The 18,376-nt window shown below is 71.2% G+C and carries 19 protein-coding genes; 5 read left to right on the top strand and 14 right to left on the bottom strand.

Going from position 1 to position 18,376, the window contains the following annotated elements:
- Positions 1-412: 412 nt before the first annotated feature.
- The 6 genes from ABFX51_RS20225 to ABFX51_RS20200 all read right to left on the bottom strand — a co-directional run bounded on the left by ABFX51_RS20225 (position 413) and on the right by ABFX51_RS20200 (position 5,997).
- Positions 413-1,888 (bottom strand): sialidase family protein, encoded by a 1,476-nt coding sequence (locus tag ABFX51_RS20225; RefSeq protein WP_346054547.1) that lies wholly within the window; start codon positions 1,886-1,888, stop codon positions 413-415.
- 72 nt (positions 1,889-1,960) lie between these two features.
- Positions 1,961-2,494, bottom strand: coding sequence for a hypothetical protein (locus tag ABFX51_RS20220; RefSeq protein ID WP_346054546.1), 534 nt, complete (start codon positions 2,492-2,494; stop codon positions 1,961-1,963).
- 12 nt (positions 2,495-2,506) lie between these two features.
- Complete coding sequence (locus tag ABFX51_RS20215) at positions 2,507-2,803, bottom strand: MoaD/ThiS family protein (RefSeq protein ID WP_091507736.1); 297 nt, start codon at positions 2,801-2,803, stop codon at positions 2,507-2,509.
- Positions 2,800-3,915 (bottom strand): WD40/YVTN/BNR-like repeat-containing protein, encoded by a 1,116-nt coding sequence (locus tag ABFX51_RS20210; RefSeq protein WP_346054545.1) that lies wholly within the window; start codon positions 3,913-3,915, stop codon positions 2,800-2,802. The genes ABFX51_RS20215 and ABFX51_RS20210 overlap by 4 nt, the downstream gene beginning before the upstream one ends.
- Before the next feature lie 70 nt (positions 3,916-3,985).
- Positions 3,986-4,813: an SDR family oxidoreductase gene (locus ABFX51_RS20205; RefSeq protein WP_091507731.1), complete on the bottom strand. Its 828-nt coding sequence runs from the start codon at positions 4,811-4,813 to the stop codon at positions 3,986-3,988.
- Positions 4,814-4,842: 29 nt separating this feature from the next.
- Complete coding sequence (locus tag ABFX51_RS20200; RefSeq protein WP_346054544.1) at positions 4,843-5,997, bottom strand: S1C family serine protease; 1,155 nt, start codon at positions 5,995-5,997, stop codon at positions 4,843-4,845.
- A gap of 72 nt (positions 5,998-6,069) precedes the next feature.
- Between ABFX51_RS20200 and ABFX51_RS20195 the strand changes: the two genes are divergently transcribed.
- Positions 6,070-6,399: a YnfA family protein gene (locus ABFX51_RS20195; protein ID WP_177228715.1), complete on the top strand. Its 330-nt coding sequence runs from the start codon at positions 6,070-6,072 to the stop codon at positions 6,397-6,399.
- A 4-nt stretch (positions 6,400-6,403) separates the two neighbouring features.
- Here the strand turns inward: ABFX51_RS20195 and ABFX51_RS20190 are convergent, their stop codons facing one another.
- The 8 genes from ABFX51_RS20190 to ABFX51_RS20155 form a co-directional block, all read right to left on the bottom strand.
- A complete protein-coding gene (locus ABFX51_RS20190) occupies positions 6,404-7,636 on the bottom strand; it encodes a styrene monooxygenase/indole monooxygenase family protein (protein WP_346054543.1) in 1,233 nt (410 codons plus the stop codon).
- The gene (locus ABFX51_RS20185; RefSeq protein ID WP_091507722.1) at positions 7,629-8,243 is read right to left on the bottom strand and encodes a GTP-binding protein; all 615 of its coding nucleotides are present in this window, start codon (positions 8,241-8,243) and stop codon (positions 7,629-7,631) included. Before ABFX51_RS20185 ends, ABFX51_RS20190 begins: the two co-directional genes overlap by 8 nt.
- Positions 8,218-8,598, bottom strand: a complete 381-nt coding sequence (locus ABFX51_RS20180; protein WP_091507720.1) for a DUF742 domain-containing protein — start codon at positions 8,596-8,598, stop codon at positions 8,218-8,220. Before ABFX51_RS20180 ends, ABFX51_RS20185 begins: the two co-directional genes overlap by 26 nt.
- A 21-nt stretch (positions 8,599-8,619) precedes the next feature.
- Positions 8,620-9,063 carry a roadblock/LC7 domain-containing protein gene (locus tag ABFX51_RS20175; protein WP_091507718.1) on the bottom strand — a complete coding sequence of 148 codons (444 nt, stop codon included), beginning with the start codon at positions 9,061-9,063 and terminating at the stop codon, positions 8,620-8,622.
- Positions 9,060-10,325 (bottom strand): sensor histidine kinase, encoded by a 1,266-nt coding sequence (locus ABFX51_RS20170; RefSeq protein WP_346054542.1) that lies wholly within the window; start codon positions 10,323-10,325, stop codon positions 9,060-9,062. Before ABFX51_RS20170 ends, ABFX51_RS20175 begins: the two co-directional genes overlap by 4 nt.
- A 168-nt stretch (positions 10,326-10,493) precedes the next feature.
- Positions 10,494-11,237 (bottom strand): MSCRAMM family protein, encoded by a 744-nt coding sequence (locus ABFX51_RS20165; protein ID WP_346054541.1) that lies wholly within the window; start codon positions 11,235-11,237, stop codon positions 10,494-10,496.
- Positions 11,238-11,248: 11 nt separating this feature from the next.
- On the bottom strand, positions 11,249-13,864 hold the full coding sequence (locus tag ABFX51_RS20160) for an MFS transporter (RefSeq protein ID WP_177228708.1): 2,616 nt from the start codon (positions 13,862-13,864) through the stop codon (positions 11,249-11,251).
- Between the two features lie 186 nt (positions 13,865-14,050).
- Entirely contained in the window at positions 14,051-14,371 is a 321-nt protein-coding gene (locus ABFX51_RS20155; protein ID WP_281245174.1) for a MarR family winged helix-turn-helix transcriptional regulator, read from the bottom strand.
- Between the two features lie 228 nt (positions 14,372-14,599).
- Here ABFX51_RS20155 and ABFX51_RS20150 point away from each other — a divergent pair, with 228 nt between their 5' ends.
- Genes ABFX51_RS20150 through ABFX51_RS20135 form a run of 4 tightly spaced genes read left to right on the top strand, consistent with a single transcriptional unit; the run spans position 14,600 to position 18,357 of the window.
- Complete coding sequence (locus tag ABFX51_RS20150; protein ID WP_091507709.1) at positions 14,600-15,499, top strand: SDR family NAD(P)-dependent oxidoreductase; 900 nt, start codon at positions 14,600-14,602, stop codon at positions 15,497-15,499.
- 10 nt (positions 15,500-15,509) lie between these two features.
- Positions 15,510-16,382 (top strand): amidohydrolase family protein, encoded by an 873-nt coding sequence (locus tag ABFX51_RS20145; RefSeq protein ID WP_091507706.1) that lies wholly within the window; start codon positions 15,510-15,512, stop codon positions 16,380-16,382.
- Positions 16,379-16,828 (top strand): MaoC family dehydratase, encoded by a 450-nt coding sequence (locus tag ABFX51_RS20140; protein WP_091507703.1) that lies wholly within the window; start codon positions 16,379-16,381, stop codon positions 16,826-16,828. Before ABFX51_RS20145 ends, ABFX51_RS20140 begins: the two co-directional genes overlap by 4 nt.
- Before the next feature lie 5 nt (positions 16,829-16,833).
- Positions 16,834-18,357, top strand: a complete 1,524-nt coding sequence (locus ABFX51_RS20135; protein WP_091507702.1) for an AMP-binding protein — start codon at positions 16,834-16,836, stop codon at positions 18,355-18,357.
- Positions 18,358-18,376 lie beyond the last annotated feature (19 nt).

The raw sequence follows: 18,376 nt of genomic DNA, 5'->3' as shown, positions 1-18,376 counted from the left end.
CAGGAGCCCCGCCACGCGTGTCAGACCCCAACCCCCGCCTAACTTAGCGGTATTGCCCGCCGGCGAGGCATTCTTTTCTCTTTTGTCTTTGCTCGCCTAAGTGCCCGGGCACCGGGGTTCACCGGGCGCGGAGCGCCCTGCTCGAGCGGCCCCACCCCCGCCCCGATCCTTGATCGTTTAACGGTTGGCTCACCGCGTCAAGGGCGCCTTCGGCGTCGCTTCGCGATGGGCTTCGCCCACCCTTGACACGGTGAGCCAAACGCTAATGAGGCTGGGGATCGGGGCGGGGGTGGGTGTGGGCGGTGGGGCCGCTCGCGTTCGCGTTGCCGGGGAACACGAACAGACCAGCCCTGAGGACACGTTATCCCGGCCGACCACGCGCCCGTCGTCCCCGAGTGGAGGACCGGAGCCTTTAGCCGCAGTGCTCGTAGGGGCTTTCGTAGCTCACATCGCCCGCGCTGCCGCCCCACTGCACGCACTTACCCGCCGCAGAGGCCAGCACCGGGCCCGCGAAGTACGAGTAGTTCCCCGAGTCCGTCGTCCGGGCCGAGCCCTGGACCTGGAGGAACGCTGACGTGGCGCTGGCCGTGCCGACGTTCGCCTTCTTCGTCGTCGAGACGCAGTTCTTGCCCGTGGACGCGTTGTACGACAGGTAGACCGTCGCCGCGTTGCCGAGTGCCTGCTGGTCGACCACGCTGTAACCGGCACCGCAGACCGGCGCACCCAGCGCCGGCTCGCTCACCGTCGAGTACCGGATCGTGGCGTTCGCGTTGCCCTCCGGGCCCGCCTCGTACAGCACGCCCACCGAACTCTGGCTCAACCGCACCATGTCCGAGTACGCCGCGTCCTGGTCCCACACCATGACACCGCTGCCCTTGCTCGTCCAGTTCCCGCCCTCGTCGAATGACGAACTCACGACGAGCTCCTTGCGACGGTCGCAAGTGGACGGTGCGGCGAACAGGATCCGGTCGTACGCCCCGCCCTGGTCGGTCGCGCTCATCCGGACCGTCGGGGCCTGCACGGTCGGCGTGATCAGGTCCGGCTCGTACGTGAACTTCGCGGAGAACGTGGCCCCGCCGTCGGAACTGATGGCGTACACACGGTTCTTCGTACCGTCGTCGAGGCACTTGTTGCCGTCGTTGGCCTGGTTGCGGGCCGCGGCGTAGATCCGGCCGTCGGCCAGCTCCGTCACGCTGATCTCCTGCGGGTCCAGCGCCGTGGTGGCCGGGGTGTCCGTCGCCCCGCGGTGCCAGGTCACACCCTGGTCATCGCTGTAGATGAGCGCCCCGGTGTGCTGGCCGTCCGTCGTGTAGTTCAGGCCGGCGACCAGGCGCCCGGCGTGCGCACCCCGCGTCAGCACGATCCCGTGCGACGGGCCCGTCGCGAGCCAGCCCGGCGCCGACGGGAAACCCAGCTCCGTCGTCAGCACCTTCGGAGTGGTCCACGTGGCACCGTTGTCGTCGCTGTACTGCACGCGCGGCACGCGGCCGCAAGACGGGTTCGTGTAGCACTGCATCGTCGACAACAGCACGATCCGGCCCGTCGACGGGACCACGATCGGCACCGGGTTGCCCTTGGTGTCCCCGTTGGCCTTGATCACCGTATGCTGCGCGCCCCACGTCCTGCCGCCGTCCGTGGAACGCTTCAGGACGAGATCGATCTTGCCGAGGTCGTTGCAGAAACTAGCGCCCTCGTTGCGCGCCTCGGCGAAGGCGAGCAGGTCCCCGTTGTTCGCCTTGACGATCGCCGGGATGCGGTAGCAGTCGTGCCCGTCGGTCTTTTCCTGGAACACCACGGTGTTCGCCACCGCCGCCTGCGCGGGCACGGCCGGGACGGAGAGGGCGGCCAGCAGCGCGAGGCACGCGCCGGCGCCGGTCCGGAGTTTCATGGCGGATCCCTTCCGCGGACAAGCCCGGGCGGCCCCGTCGTCGGCAGGGTCCGCACAAAAGCCGGACAAACCTCAGACCGAACCCGGTACGCCGACCCGGTCCGGCACCGCACGCCCCAGCCCGCGCAGCCACTCGTCCGGCGGGTCCGGCCACCACCGCCCCGAAGGCAGCCGCGACAGCACCTCGGCCACCGCGCCCGCGCTGGCCTTCGCCGGGATGACACGGCTCGGCGAGACGCCCGCCAGCACCCCGAGCCACCAGTGTTTCCGGGTCTCCGGCAGGGATTCCGGTTCGAGCACCACGTAGTAGTCCGGCAGCTGCACCAGACCGCGCCGCAGGCCGGCGAGCGCCGACTCGACGGCGACCTCCAGCGTGCCCGGCGTGTCCTGCCGGTCGAAGAACCCCGTCCACGAGTCGGCGACGTCCGCCAGGGGATCGGCGTCGTGCACGACATACGCGCCGTGCGACTGGGCGATGAGCTCCCGCGCGGCGTCGCCGTCCTTCACGGCCGCGGCGCGCACGTTCGCCAGCCCGTCGAGGCGCGACAGGATGCCTTCCGCGTCGGCGCCCGCGAGGACCACCACAGTGCTGTTGGGTCTTGCCACCCCGCCAGTTTATTAACCGCCGGCCATCGCGCCCACCACGAGGAACGGCTCTTCACCCCGCAGTACGCGCTCGGGCAGGGGAGTGTCCGGTGGCTCGTGCGACAGGTCCTCCTCGCACGCGAAGAACCGCACGAACGCGCGCCGCCGGTGGGTGCGCTGGTCGCGGATCGTGCCGCACAGCACGGGGTACCGCGACTCCAGCGCGTCGAGCACCGCGCCCTGCGTGACCGCGCCGTCGAGGTCCAGCACCACCTCGCCGTCGATCCGCGCGAGGGTGCGCAGGTGCGCGGGGAGCCGGACGCGGATCACGGCAGTGTCTGGACTTCGACCGACAGGACGGCGGGCAGGTCCCGCACGATCGGCGCCCACGTGTCCCCGGCGTCCGCCGACGCGTACACCTGGCCGCCCGTAGTGCCGAAGTAGATCCCGCACTCCTCCAGCCGGTCCACCGCCATCGCGTCCCGCAGCACGTTGACGTAGCAGTGCTCCTGCGGCAGGCCCGCCGACAGAGGCTCCCACTCGTCCCCGCCGCTGCGGCTGCGGTACACGCGCAGCTTCCCGTCCGGCGGGAAGTGCTCCGAGTCGCTCTTGATCGGCACGACGTACACCGTGTCGGGGTCGTGGGCGTGCACGTCGATCGCGAACCCGAAGTCCGTGGGCAGGTTCCCGCTGATCTCGCGCCAGTTCTCCCCGGCGTCGTCGGTGCGCATCACGTCCCAGTGCTTCTGCATGTACAGCGTCTCCGGCCGCGCCGGGTGCTGGGCCAGCCGGTGCACGCAGTGCCCGACCTCGGCGTCCGGGTCCGGGATGCCCTCCGAGTGCAGGCCGTGGTTGATCGGCTGCCACGTCTTGCCCGTGTCGTCACTGCGGAACGCGCCCGCCGCGGAGATCGCGGCGTAGATCCGCTCCGGGTTGCCCGGATCGAGTTTGATCGTGTGCAGGCACATCCCGCCCGCACCCGGCTGCCAGCCCGGGCCGGAACCGTGGGTGCGCAGTCCCGGCAGCTCCTGCCAGGACCGCGCACCGTCGACGGACCGGAACAGCGCGGCGTCCTCCACGCCGGCGTAGACCAGGTCCGGATCGGTGGGCGACGGTTCGAGGTGCCACACGCGGGCGAACTCCCAGGGATGGGGAGTGCCGTCGTACCACTGGTGGGTACCGGGGGTGCCCTCGTAGGTGAACTCGTTGCCCATCGCCGTCCACGTGCGGCCGCCGTCGTCGGAACGCTGGATCAGCTGGCCGAACCACCCGGTGGACTGCGAGGCGAACAACCGGTCCGGCTCCGCGGGGGAACCGGTGAAGTGGTAGATCTCCCAGCCGCCGAAGTGCGGTCCCTCGACCTGCCACTGCCGCCGCGTGCCGTCCGAGGTCAGCACGAAGGCGCCTTTGCGCGTGCCGACCAGAACCCGTACGCCGGTCATGGGTGCTCCTTCCGCCACTGGTGCGTTCACCGTAGGCGGCTGGTCCGGCCGGGGTCTTCTCCAATCTTGCTCAGACCCGGCGCCACGAGTCGTCGGGCAGCCCGCTGGCGCCCTGCGGCCCCATCAGCAGCATCCCGCCGTCGACGACGTAGGACGCGCCGGTCACGTAACTCGCGGCCGGCGTGGTCAGGAACGCGACCACGGCCGCGACCTCGCGGGCGTCGCCGGTGCGGCCCAGCGGCACGCCCGGCCGCTTCTGCTCACGCGGGTCGGCGTCGGTCTGCCCGGTCATCGGCGTCGAGATCTCGCCCGGCGCCACGGAGTTGACGGTGATGCCGTGTTCGGCGAGTTCGAGCGCGAGCACCTTGGTGAGCATGCCGAGCCCGGCCTTCGCCGCGCAGTAGGGCGCCGCGCCGACCTTCGGCGCGTGCTCGTGCACGCTGGTGATGTTGACGATCCGGCCGCCGGTGCCCGCCTCGATCATCCGGCGCGCCGCGCGTTGCGTGCACAGGAAAGCGCCGTGCAGGTCCACGTCGATCACCTGCCGCCACGTGTCGAAGTCCATCTCCACCGCGGGCGTGCCGGTGCCGGTGCCCGCGCAGTTGACGAGCACGTCGACACCGCCGAGCGCGGCCGCCAGCTCGTCGATCGCGGCGGTGGAGGTGGGCAGGTCGGTCAGGTCGAGGTGGGCGACCTCGGCGCGGGCACCGAGCCGCCGGACCTCCTCGGCGGTCTCGTTCGCGCCCTCGGCGTCCGAGTGGTACGTGATGCCCACGTCGACGCCGCCCCCGCCCAGCGCGACGGCGATCGCCCGCCCGATGCCGGAGTCCGACCCGGTGACGATCGCCGTGCGGGGCCTGCCTGCCTGGTCCTGGGGAAGTGGTGCGGTGTGCGTCATGGCTCCCGCATACCCCGGGACCAGGCCGCCTATCCGACCGGTCCCTCGACGAGGGTCACGGTGGCGTTGTGCTCCTCGCCGGTCGGGCCGGTCCAGGTCAGGCTCACCTTGTCGCCGGGGTGCAGGCCGTCCATCAGCGTGGTGAGGGTGGTCGCCGAGTCGACGGTCTTGCCGTTGACGCCGGTCAGCGTGTCACCGGCGGCGATCCCCGCGTCGTCGGCCGGGGCGCCGGAGACCACCTGCCGCACGAGGGCGCCGGACTGCGAGTCCGCGACGGAGACGCCGAGGAACGCCGAGGCACCGATGTGCACCGTGCCGGACGCGGTGCCCGCCTGGATCTGCCTGGCGATGCTGAGCGCCTGGTTGACCGGGATGGCGTAGCCGGTCCCGCCGCCCGTCTGCGCCTGGCCTTCCGGCCCGCCGAACCGGTACCCGGTCGACGCGGCGGTGTTCATGCCGATGACCTGCCCGCTGCTGTTCACCAGCGCGCCGCCCGAGTCGCCGGACTGGATGTTCGCGTTGACCTCGATGAGCCCTCGCAGCTGCTCCGAGCTGCCGCTCGACTCGTCGCTCGCGGTGATCGACCGGTCCAGCGCCGTCACGGTGCCGGGCGCGACGCTCGGCGTGCCGCCGGTGCCGCCCGCGTTGCCGATGCCCACGACCGCGTCGCCGACCGCGACCTTCGACGAGTCGCCGACGGTGACGGTGGCCAGGCCCGAGGCGTTCTTCAGCTTCAGCACCGCCACGTCGTCGCTGCGGTCGTAGCCCACGACGGAGGCCCGGTAGGTCTTCCCGTTGCCGATGTCGGTCACCGAGATACTGGTGGCGCCCTCGACGACGTGGTTGTTGGTGAGCACGAGCCCGTCGGATGTCAGCACCATCCCGGTGCCCGCCGCCTGCGCGTTCTGGTACCCCAGCGTCGTGTTGACGTCCACGAGCCCCGGGTCGACCTTCTGGGCGACGGCGTCGGCGTCGAGCGACTGCGGGTTCCCGCCGGTGTCCTGCTCCTGGTTCGTCCCCGTCTCCGGGGCGAGACCCAGCGAACGGGCCGTGACGTCGTGGTGGAGGGTGCCCACGAGGAAGCCGGTGCCGACGAGCACGGTGAGGACGACGGCACCCAGCACGAGACCGAGCGTGGCCAGCGGCCCGGGTGACGGCCGCCGCGGCTGCGGGGAGAAGCTCATGCCCCCAGGGAACGCCCGCGGGCTGAGAACCGGCTTCGCCGCGTCCGTGAAAACCCTGAGAACATGCGACGCGTGACGGTGGTGCGCTCGGTGGTGTTGTTCGTGCTCGCGGCGGTGCTGGAGATCGGCGGGGCGTGGCTGGTGTGGCAGGGCGTGCGCGAGCACCGCGGCTGGGCGTGGATCGGCGCCGGGGTGCTCGCGCTCGGCGTGTACGGGTTCGTCGCGACGCTCCAGCCCGACGCGCACTTCGGCCGCATCCTCGCCGCGTACGGCGGGGTGTTCGTCGCGGGCTCGCTCGCCTGGGGCGTGGTCGCCGACGGCTACCGGCCGGACCGCTTCGACGTCCTCGGCGCGCTGCTGTGCCTCGCCGGGGTCGCCGTGATCATGTACGCGCCGCGCTGAGCCGTCAGGACACGCTCGCCAGGTACGCCTCGGCCTTCTCCGGCTCGAAGAACCAGTCCGCCATGTCCGGCGGGTCGTTGAAGCCGTTGGCGAACCGGTTGGCGACCCGCTCGTTCTCCTGCGCCACGCCGAGGATCTTCTGGACGTGCGGGGCCGGCGGCATCAGCATGGTGTTGGTCAGCCGCACCACGTGCTGGGCGTACTCCCAGTACCGGTCGAACGTCGCCTGCATCCACGCCCGGTCGAACGGCCGGTCGCCGTGCTCCAGGATGCTGCCGAGGTAGGACTCGGCGCACTTCGCGGCGTTGTTGGCGCCCTGCCCGGTGATCGGGTCGTTCGCCACCACCACGTCGGCCATGCCGAGCACGAGCCCGCCCGAAGGCAGCTCGCCCACCGGGTGCCGCACCACGGGCGGGTAGCCGCCGACGAGCACGCCCTTGGGGTCGGTGATCTCCGCGTCGCGGTAGCGCTCGTACTCCCACGGCATGTACTGCTTGAACAGCTCCAGGTGCCGCCGCAGCTGCTCGTCGGCCGGGGGCCGGTCGCCGAACACGTCGAACGGCCCGCCGGGGATGCCCGACACGTACAGGATCTGGCACGGCCCGGACAGGGTGTACCCGGGAATGCTGATGTGCTCGGCGATCCCCGGCACGAAGTTGACCCACACGTCCACGGCGCCGGGCGTCTCCGGCCGCGACTCCACACCGTGCACATAGGACACCGACAGCGCCCGCTGCGGCTTGGTGAACGGGGAGCGCGACGGGTCGCGGTCGAACAGCTGCACCAGCTCGCCCTTGCCGGCGGCGACGATCACGAGGTCGTACATGTGCGCCAGCGAGTTCAGGTCGGCGGTGGTCACGCCGTGGATGATGACGTTGCCGCCGCGCTCCTCCAGCAGCTCCAGCCACGTGGCCATCTTCACCCGCTGGTCGATCGACTGCGCGGGCCCCGCCTCCCACTTGCCCATCCAGTTCAGCACCCGGGTGCCGTCCGGCTCGCCGAGGCTGAAACCCTGGCCGGCGGCGCGCGGCGCCACGTCGTCCCACAGGTTCAGCCCGTGCTTGCGCTCGATGCTCAGCGAGTCCGCGAACATGCACTGCGTCGAGGTGACCCACCCGGCCCGGATCTCGTCCGGGGTCTTCGCCGACATCAGCGTCACGTCGTAGTCGTGGTCCCGCAGCGTCAGCGCCAGCTGGAGACCGGACTGCCCGGCACCGACGATCAGGATCTTAGGCATTCGCGCGTACCCTCCCGGACTCCGAAACCTCCGCCAGCGCCAGCGTGTGCGAAACCAGCTCCTGCAGGGTGGCCACCGCGGAGGCGGGCTTGCGCGCGTCGCACGTGATCAGCGGGATCTCCGGGCGCAACGCGAGCGCCTCCCTGACCTCCTCGAGGTCGTGGGTGAGCTCGCCGTCGAAGAGGTTGACCGCGACGATGAACGGCAGCTCGGAGTCGTTCTCGAAGTAGTTGATGGCGGCGAAGGACTGGTCGAGGCGCCGCGTGTCCACCAGCACGATCGCGCCGAGCGCGCCGCGCGAGAGGTCGTCCCACAGGAACCAGAACCGCGCCTGGCCCGGCGTGCCGAACAGGTACAGCATCAGGTCCGGGTACAGCGAGATCCGGCCGAAGTCCATCGCGACCGTCGTGGTGGTCTTGCTGCCGTCCGGCGGCAGGTCGTCGACGCCCTCACCGGCTTCGGTCATCCAGGCCTCGGTGTTGAGCGGGGGAACCTCGGACACCGACCCGACGAAGGTCGTCTTCCCGACGCCGAAACCACCGGCCACCACGATCTTCGCCGAGATCGTGAGCAGGCCGGGGTCAGACGGGGAGCTGCTTGAGTCCATTGAGGATCCTCTCGAGCACGTTCCGGTCGTGGTGGTAGGCGTGGGCGGTGGGGTGGATGAAGACCGCGCCCTGGGCCGCGAGGTCGCTGACGAGCACCCGCACCACGCCCAGCGGGATGGTCAGCAGCGACGACAGCTCCGCGATCGAGACCTGCGAGCGGGCCCGCTCGTACAGCGCCTTCGACTCGGGCATCAGCCGGTCGGCGAGCGCGGGGTCGTACCGCGGCACCGAGATCAGCGTCTCGACCAGGAGCTGGTGGCGCCCCCGCGTGCGGCCGCCGGTCAGCGTGTACGGGCGGATCCGCTTGCTGCGCGGCTTCTTCACCGCCTGGCCCCGCCCCGGATCTTGGGACATCGTGATCACTTCCTTGCCGGGTCAGCCGATCGGGCGGCGGGCGGTGAGCACGCGCCGCAGGTCGGCGCGCGTCTCGGGCGTCAGCGCGTGCCCCGCGCTGGTCACGAACTGGGTCATCTCGTAGGCGACGACCTTCATGTCGCAGTCGGGACCGGTGAGCACGGCCAGCCCGGCACCGGTGTCGATGCCCATGAACAGGAAGTAGCCGTGCGAGAGCCGGATGATGATCTGCTCGCACGTGCCCTTGTCGAACAGGGCGGCGCTGTTGCCCGCCAGGCTGAGCAGGCCGCTGGCGATCGCGGCGAGCTGCTCGGCCTCGGTGGTGCTCATCGCGTCCGAAGCCGTGAGCGGGAACCCGTCGGAGGACATGATCAGCGCGTGGCTGACGCCGTGCACCTTGCGGACGAAGTCGTTGATCAGCCAGGTGAAGTCCTGGCCGCGCTGCCGGTGGTTGGCTTCCGTCACTGCTGCTTTCCCTCGCCTGCGTCCGTTTCGCCTGTGCCGTCGCTGTCCCGCCGCTCCTCCCGCGCGGCGCGTTCCCCGTCGGAGAACGCGCCGAGGTCGGCGAGCAGCTTGTCGTGCCCCGCCTGGCGGTCGGCGCCGGGATCGGCCGACGGCGCGGGCGGTTTGGCCTCGTGCCCGTTGGGTGCCTTGATGCTGTGCGAGACCCGGCGCGGCAGGCCGCTCGCCGTGGTCCCGCCGACGGTGGGCTCCGCGGGCGGGCGGGGGCGGGGCGACGGCGGCGCGGGCACCTCCGGGGCGCTGGAACGCTGCGGCAGCACGGAGGTCGCCGCCCTGGCGGGCGCCCCCGGCGCGAACGACGACGCACCGTCGGAGCCCGCCGACGGGAAGATCACCGTCTGCGCGCCGGACCAGCTGGCCTCGGGCAGTTCGCTGACGAGCGCGGCGGGCAGCAGCACGGACGCGGTGGTGCCGTGCGGGACGCGGCGGTCCAGCCACACGCGCAGCTCGTGCCGCGCGGCCAGGCGCCGCACGACGGCCAGCCCCATGTGGCGCACCGCGGAGTCGTCGAGCACCGGCGCGGCCGACAGCCGGTCGTTGAGCTCGCGCAGCCGTTCCGGCGGCAGGCCGATGCCCTCGTCCTCGATGCGCAGCAGCACGCTGCCCTGCTCGGTCAGGTGCGCGCTCACGCGGACGGGAGCGTCGGGCGGCGAGGACTTCGTGGCGTTGTCGAGGAGCTCGGCCAGCAGGCGGCTGAGGTCTTCGGCCGCGAACCCGACGACGCCGAGCGAGACGACCCTGCCGATGGTGACGCGCGAGTAGTGGTCGATCGAGGACATACCGGCGCGGACGACGTCGACGAGCGACGAGGTGTCCGACGTCGAATCGCTCGCGTCGCGCCCGGCGAGCACCCGCAGGTTCTCGGCGTTGCGCCGCAGCCGCGTGGCCAGGTGGTCGAGGCTGTACAGCTCGGCGAGGCGGTCGGTGTCCTCCTCCTTGGCCTCCATCTCCTCCAGCTGCGACAGCAGCGAGTCGACGAGGTTGAGGTCGCGCAGCGCCACGTTGGCGCAGATCGCGGCGAGCGTTTCACTGCTCGCGCCGGGATCGGGCCGCACCGGCGGTTCGGGCGCCGGCGCGGCCTCGAGCGCGCGGGGCGGGTGGGACGGAGGTGGGTGGGGGGTGTTGAGGAACTGCGCGGCGGCCTCCCGTGAGCGTTCCAGCAGCGCCCTCGACCGGTTGAGCAGTTCCCGAGCCCGCGTAGCCATGTACTCCCACTGCTTTCTGTCGCATACGGGTCTCTGACACCCGGGCCACGGCCCCCGTCCGCTCCGGGCTGCATCATGCAATCAGAGAGTGGCCGTCGTGTCCACCCAGTGACCGGATCTCGACGCAGCGTGTGTGCCGAAATTACTTACGGCACACGGAGCAAGCGCTTACACCAACTGCACGTCGTGCCGCGTCCGGCCACCGTCGCCGATCCGCACCGTCGACCGGACCGGGGAGTAACTGGTCGCGACGACGGTGTACGTGCCGGGATCGAGGTCGTGGAAGGCGTACCGGCCGGCCTCGTCGGCGAAGGTCGTGCGCACGACGTGGCCGCCCTCGTCGAGCAGCGTCACGGTCACGGCCGGGCGCGGGCCCTCCGGCAGGCGCACCGAGCCCTGGATGACCGCGCCGTCGTCCAGTTCCACGTCCTGCTGCGCCGTGCCGCCTTCCGCGGTGGTCACGGCGAACGCCGCGGGCCGGTACCCGGGCGCGTTGACCGCGAGGACGTAGGACCCGGGCGGCAGCGCGGTGAACGCGTACTCGCCGCTCTGCCCGGACAGCCGGGAATCCACCACCTCGCCACGGGAATCCGTGAGCGTGACCGCGGCACCCAGAATCGGCACGCCGGTCACGGCCGCCCGCACCACGCCGCGCAGCCCGCCGGAGCCGCGCAACGTGATCTCCAGGTGCACGGGGGAGGCGGCGACGGTGACCGTCGCGGCCTCGGGCTGGTGCGTCGGTGCGGAGGTGATGAGCACGTACGTGCCGGGGCCGGGCGCGGGCAGCCGGAACCGCCCGTCCTGGCCTGCGGTGGTGCGCCCGGTCTGCCGCCCCGCCGTGTCCACGAGCGTGAGGGCGGCGCCCGGCACCGGCGCGCCGTCCTCGCCCGAGATCCGTCCCGAAATCTCCATGACGGCTCCGGTCACGACGCCGCGTCCGCCCGTGCGCCGGAGGCGAGGTCCACGTCCACCGTGGTGGTCTCGCCCGGGTTCAGGTCCACCTGCCGGACCGCGGGCTCGTACAGGCTCGTGACGACGGTGTACTCGCCGGGCTCCAGGTCGTGCAGCTCGTAGTGGCCCTCGTCGTCGGTGAGCGTGGTCCCGGCGGGCTGTCCCTGCGAGTCGCTGATCGTCACCGTCGCGTTGGCCAGTCCCCGCCCGTCCGGGCCGGTGACCGTGCCGTGCAGCACGCCGACGGCCTCGACGACCAGCTCGACCTCGGCGGGTTCGGCCGCGCCCGCCAGCACGGTGACCGCGTGCGGCCGGTGGTTGTCGACGTTCGCGGTGATCGTGACCTCGCCCGCGGGCAGGCCGGTGAGCAGGAACTTGCCGTCGTGCGCCGTGGTCGTCTGGCCGACGACCTGGCCGGTGCCGTCGGTCGCGAGCACCGCGGTGTCCGCGACCGGCGCGCCGCCGGAGCGCAGCACGGTCCCGGCGACGACACCGCCGCCGAGCACCACGAAGTCGTGCACCACACCGAGGCCGTTGACCGTCACCGAAGCTGCCGCGGGCTGGAACCCGGGTGCGGTCACGATCAGCGTGTAGGTACCGGAGGAGACGCCGTCGAGCGCGTACGCGCCGCTTTCGTCGGAGCGGGCACGGCCCACCTGCGTGCCGTCGATCCCGGTCACCGTGACGACCGCGCCGGCCACCCCGGCGCCACCGGGGGTGCGCAGCCGCCCGCTGATCTCGCCCGGCCTGCCCACGGCCCGGCGCGGCCGCTGTGCCGCCGGGGTCTCACCGGCGATGTCGACCAGCTCACCGCCTTCGGCCGCCAGCTCCGAGCCCACCGACTCGCGCGGCGCGCCCGCGGTGGCGGGCTTCGGCTTCCCGACGAGCCACGACGCGACGGCGGCGACGACGCACACGACGATCGCGAACCAGAAGGCCGCGGTCAGACCGTCGGAGAACGGCTGGGAGATCAGGTTGGGGAAGAAGCTGCGGCCGGTCAGGAACGAGGCCTGGTCGGCGGGCAGCTGGTTGAGCACCGGGCCCAGCAGCTGCTGGATCGGGTTGTAGCCGAGGAACGCGGCGAACAGCACGCCGACCGGCGGCAGCTGCGCGATGCCGTTCGCGGAGTCCGCCGGCACGCCGTGCGCGGTCAGGCCCTGCGCCATCGCGGTGGGCAGGTGGTCGGACAGGCCCGCGATCATCAGGCTGAAGAAGAAGCCGATCGACAGCACCATCGCCGAGTTCTGGAAGGTCGCGGTCATGCCGGCGCCGGCGCCGCGGGCGTTGGGCGGCAGGCTGTTCATCACGTCGGCCCGGTTCGGCGAGGCGAACAGGCCCATGCCGAGACCGTTGAGCAGCAGGATCGCCGCGAAGGCCCAGTAGTTGAAGTTGACCGGCAGCACCTCCAGCAGCAGGAAGCTGACCGCGGTCGCGACCATGCCGGTGGTCGCCAGTGCCCGGCCGCCGATGCGGTCGGTGATCACGCCGGAGATCGGTGCCGCGACCAGGAAGCCGATCGTCATGGGCAGCATGTAGATGCCGGCCCACAGCGGGGTCTGCTCGAAGCTGTAGCCGTGCTGCGGCAGCCAGATGCCCTGCAGCCAGATGATCAGCACGAACTGCAGGCCACCGCGGCCGAGCGAGGCGAGCAGGTTCGCCGCGTTGCCGAAGCTGTACGCGCGGATCTTGAACAGCGACAGGTTGAACAGCGGGTTGGCGACCTTGGTCTCGATGATCCCGAAGACGATCAGCACGACCGCGCCGCCGATGAGGCAGCTGAGCACGAACGGGCTCGTCCAGCCCATCGTGTGGCCGCCGTAGGGCTGGATGCCGTAGGTGATGCCGACGAGCAGGGCGATCAGCCCGATGGCGAACGTGATGTTGCCCCACCAGTCCATCTTGGCGCGGTGGCGCTCGCTGGTGTCGTGCAGCTTGAGGTAGGCCCAGATGGTGCCGAAGACGCCGAACGGCACGGACACGAGGAACACCAGCCGCCACTCGACCGGGCCGAGCAGACCGCCGATGACCAGGCCGAGGAAGGACCCGGCGATCGCGGCGACACCGTTGATGCCCAGCGCGAGACCGCGCTGGCGCACCGGGAACGCGTCGGTGAGGATCGCGCTGGAGTTGGCCATCAGGAACGCGCCGCCGATGCCCTGGATCACGCGCCAGCCGATGAGCCAGATCGCGGCCGCGCTGCCGTCCATCCAGGTGACCGCGAGCAGGACCGAGGAAACGGCGAAGACGGCGAAGCCGAGGTTGTACATGCGGACGCGGCCGTACATGTCGCCCAGCCGCCCGAAGCCGACGACCAGCACGGCGGTGACGACGAGGAAGCCCATCATCATCCACAGCAGGTAGCTGGTGTTGCTCGATTCGAGCGGGTTGATGTGGATCCCGCGGAAGATGTCCGGCAGCGCGATCAGCACGATCGACGAGTTGATCGTCGCCATGAGCATGCCGAGCGTGGTGTTGGACAGCGCGATCCACTTGTACCGCGGGCCGAGTTCGTCGACCGACCAGGTGCGCTTGTGCCGGTGCGGTTCCACCGGTGCGTCCACCGTCTGCCGGGCAGACTGCACTTCCATCACTCCAACCAGGGGAAGGTCACGTCGCCGTTGACTGCGAGGGGAAAATTAGTTGACCTATGCTAACTGATTTTCGCCCGAAAAGGCGATCCGGCTCACGCACTGGGACCGCGTGATCCGTATCGCACCCCGTACGCAGCGTCAGGGCTGAGCAGGGGAAATGGGTGTTCTGGGGTGTTTGCCCGATCAGCGGGCGACGCGGCGGAGCAGGTCCCGGAGGGTGTCCCGTTCCCCGGCGTCCAGCGGGGCCAGCACCTCGTCCTCGACCTTCGCGCCCAGGTCCGAGGCCTGGCGGAACGCTTTCACGCCCGTTTCGGTGAGCACGACCAGCCTCGTGCGCCGGTCCTCGGGGTGGGGGTCGCGCCGGACGAGGTCCGCGCGCTGCAGGTCGTCGACGAGGGAGACCACCGCGCTCGGGTCGATGCCGAGCAACTCGCCCAGCTCACGCTGGGACAGCCCGCCGCGCTCGGCCGCCGCCATCAGCACCGTGTAGTGCCTGCTGCGCAGGCCGAACGGCTCCAGCGCCCGGTTCAGCGCGCGGATCGCGCGGCCGCCGGCGCGGGCCAGCAGGAAACCGGTGTCGCTGTCCAGCGTGGGCTCGTGGTCGGGAATGGCTCCTCCTCAGCTCGCGCCCATTGTGCCAGCCCACCCCATGACAGCACCAATCATTGACAACTCCAACCATTGAGGACTACATCTATTCCGCACAGGCACTCGAGGAGGAGGACCGGCGACATGGACTTGACCGGGAAGGTCGCGATCGTGACGGGCAGCGGGCGGGGCCTCGGCCTCGCCTACGCCAAGGCGCTCGCCGCGGGCGGCGCGAAGGTCGTGGTCAACGACGTCGACGCGGGGACGGCGGAAGCGGCCGTCAAGGAGATCACCGACGCGGGCGGCACCGCGGTCGCCGAGGTCGGCGCCGTCGGCAGCACCGAGGTGGCCGAGGCGCTCGTGCGGCGGGCGGTGAGCGAGTTCGGCAGGCTCGACGTGCTCGTCACGAACGCGGGCGTGCTGCGGGACCGGGTGCTGTGGAAGATGTCGGACGACGACTTCGACACGGTGATCAACGTGCACCTGCGGGGCACCTTCACGTGTGCCCGCGCCGCCGTGCAGCACATGCGGGAACAGGGCGAGGGCGGCCGCCTGATCCTGATCGGCTCCCCGGCGGGGCAGCGCGGCAGCTTCGGCCAGACCAACTACTCCGCCGCGAAGGCCGGCATCGTGGGCTTCGCGCGCACCTGGTCGATGGAGCTGGCGCGGGCGAACATCACCGTCAACGCCGTCATCCCGGTCGCCGCGACCGCGATGACCGAAACCATGCCCGCGCTGAAGAAGTACGTGGACGCGTTGCGCGCCGGCGAGCCGATGCCGCCGTTCGCCCGGCGGGCGCTGGCTTTCGGCGCGCCGGAGGACGCCGCCGGGCTCGTCGCGTTCCTCGCCTCCGACGCCGCCGCCGGCATCACCGGGCAGGCCATCGGCATCGGCGGGGACCGGCTTTCGCTGTGGTCGCACCCGCAGCAGGTCGCCGCCGCCTACGCCGACGGGGGCTGGAGCGCCGACGCGATCGCCGAGGCCTGGGCCACCACCGTCGGTGCCGAGCCGCAGTCCGTCGGCGAGAACCTGCCGACGGAATAAGGGGAAAACCGTGGACATCGAACAGCTCGAAGCGATCGACGTGCACGTCCACGTCGAGATCGACACGCACGGGCACCTGTCGCTGCCCGACGAGTTCGTGGAAGCCGCGTCGGAGCACTTCGGGGCCGACGCGAAACGGCCCACGCTGGACGAGATCGCCGAGTACTACCGGCAGCGGCGGCTCGCCGCCGTGGTGTTCTCCGTCGACATCGAGTACTTCAGCGGGCACCCCGCGCTGTCCAACGAGGAGATCGCGGAAGGTGCGGCGAAGCACCCCGACGTGCTGATCCCGTTCGCCAGCATCGACCCGCACAAGGGCCGGGTCGGCGCGCGGCGGCTGCGGCGGCTCGTCGAGGACCACGGCGTGCGCGGCCTGAAGTTCCACCCCAGCATCCAGGACTTCGCGCCCAACGACGGCACGGCCGACGCGCTGCTGGAGGTCGCGCAGGAGTACGGCATTCCCGCGTTGTTCCACACGGGACAGACGGGGATCGGCGCGAACATGCGCGGGGGCGGGGGAATCCGCCTCGGCCTGTCGAACCCGATCCTGCTCGACGACGTGGCCGTGAAGTTCCCCGACCTGACGATCATCATGGCGCACCCGTCCTTCCCGTGGCAGGACGAGGCGCTCGCCGTGGCGACGCACAAGCCGAACGTCTACATCGACCTGTCCGGCTGGTCGCCCAAGTACTTCCCGCCGCAGCTGGTGCGCTACGCGAACTCGTTGCTGCAGGACAAGGTGCTGTTCGGCTCGGACTACCCGCTGATCACCCCGGGCCGGTGGCTGGCGGACTTCGAGAAGCTCGACATGAAACCCCAAGTGCGCCCGAAGATCCTCAAGGACAACGCGGTGCGCGTGCTGAAGCTGGAGGACAAGGCATGAAGGTGCGTTTCGACGATCTGAAGGGCTTGGCGGGGACCGACCTCGGCGTCAGCGAGTGGAAGACGGTGACGCAGGACCGGATCAACACCTTCGCCGACGCGACCGACGACCACCAGTGGATCCACGTCGACGTGGAGCGCGCCAAGACCGGGCCGTTCGGTGGCCCGATCGCCCACGGCTACCTCACGCTGTCGCTGCTCATTCCACTGTGGACGGAGCTGCTCGACGTCGACGACGTGACGACGAAGGTGAACTACGGCCTCAACAAGGTGCGCTTCCCCGCGCCGGTGCCCTCCGGCGCGCGGATCCGCGCCCGCGGCACGCTCGCCGGGGTCGAGGAGGTCGCCGGGGACGGGCTGCAGGTCACGGCGGACCTCGTCGTGGAGATCGAGGGCGGGACCAAGCCGGCCTGCGTCGCGCAGCAGGTCGCCCGCTTCTACCGGTAACGGCCATGATCTACTCCAGTCCCTTGCCGGACATCGAGGTCCCGGACGCCACGCTGACCGAGTACGTGCTCGGCGGCGCGGAGCGGTACGGGGACAAGACCGCACTGGTCGACGGGCGCACCGGCGAAAGCCTCACCTACGCCGGGCTGCGCGCGGCCGTCGACGCCCACGCCGCCGGGCTCGCCTCCCTGGGGGTCGGGCCCGGCGACGTGGTGGCGCTGCTGGCGGGCAACCAGCCCCGCTACGCCGTCGCGGTGCACGCCGTGCTTTCGACGGGCGCCGCGATCACCCCGGTCAACCCGGTGCTGACCCTGCCGGAGATCACCAAGCAGCTGCTGGCCTCGGGGGCGAAGGCCCTGATCACGGCCGACGAGGTCGTGGACAAGGCCCGCGAAGCCGCCACGGCGACCGGGATCCAGCACGTCCTGCCGCTGAGCGAGCTGCCCGCCGGGGACACCCCGCCCCGGCCGCGACTCGACCCTGCGACCACCGTCGCCGTGCTGCCGTTCTCCAGCGGGACGACGGGCACGGCGAAGGGGGTGCAGCTGACCCACCGCAACCTCGTCGCGAACCTCGCCCAGCAGCGGGCGGGGTGGCGCATCGGCCCGGACGACGTGCAGGCGGCCGTGCTGCCGTTCTTCCACATCTACGGGTTCACGATCATCCTCAACTCGGGCCTGCTGGGCGGTGCCACGGTCGTCACGCTGCCGCGGTTCGAACTGCGGGAGTACCTGCGGACGCTGGAACGGCACCGCGTCACCAGGGCCTACTTCGCCCCGCCGATGGTGCTCGCGCTGGCCACCGCCGAGGGCGTCGAGGACCACGACCTGTCGTCGCTGCGGTACGCGCTCTGCGGCGCCGCGCCGCTGGACATCGACGTGACCGAGCGCGCGGAGCGGCGGCTGGGCTGCCTGATCCGGCAGGGCTACGGGATGACGGAGGCGAGCCCCGGCACGCACCAGGTGTTCGACGACGCGTTCACCACCACCCCGCCGGGGTGCGTGGGCAAGCTGTCCCCGAACACCGAAGCGCGGCTGGTGCGGCCCGGCACGGACGAGGACGTGCCGCCCGGTGAGCCGGGGGAGCTGCTCGTCCGCGGCCCCCAGGTGATGCTCGGCTACCTGGGCAACGCGGAGGCCACCGCGTCGGCGATCACCGACGGGTGGCTGCACACCGGTGACCTGGTGCGGGTCGACGAGGACGGGAACTTCTGGATCGTCGACCGGCTCAAGGAGCTCATCAAGTACAAGGGCTACCAGGTCGCGCCCGCCGAACTGGAAGCCGTGCTGCTGACCCACCCGGACGTGACCGACGCGGCCGTGGTGGGGGTGCCCCACGCGGAGGGCGGCGAGGCGCCCAAGGCGTACGTGGTCGCGTCCCGGCCGGTCGCGGCGGAGGACCTGATGGCGTTCGTGGCGGGTCAGGTAGCGCCGTACAAGAAGGTCAGGTCGGTGGAGTTCGTCTCGGAGATCCCGAAGTCGCCCACCGGCAAGATCCTCCGGCGGGTGCTGAAGGGCACTTCCGGCTGACGAAAACTTCGGCCGGGCG

The sequence above is a fragment of the Amycolatopsis dongchuanensis genome (assembly GCF_039542405.1).
Classification (GTDB): domain Bacteria; phylum Actinomycetota; class Actinomycetes; order Mycobacteriales; family Pseudonocardiaceae; genus Amycolatopsis_E; species Amycolatopsis_E sacchari.
Note: the sequence above shows the minus strand (reverse complement) of the source record. Positions and strands in the feature narration are given on the sequence as shown.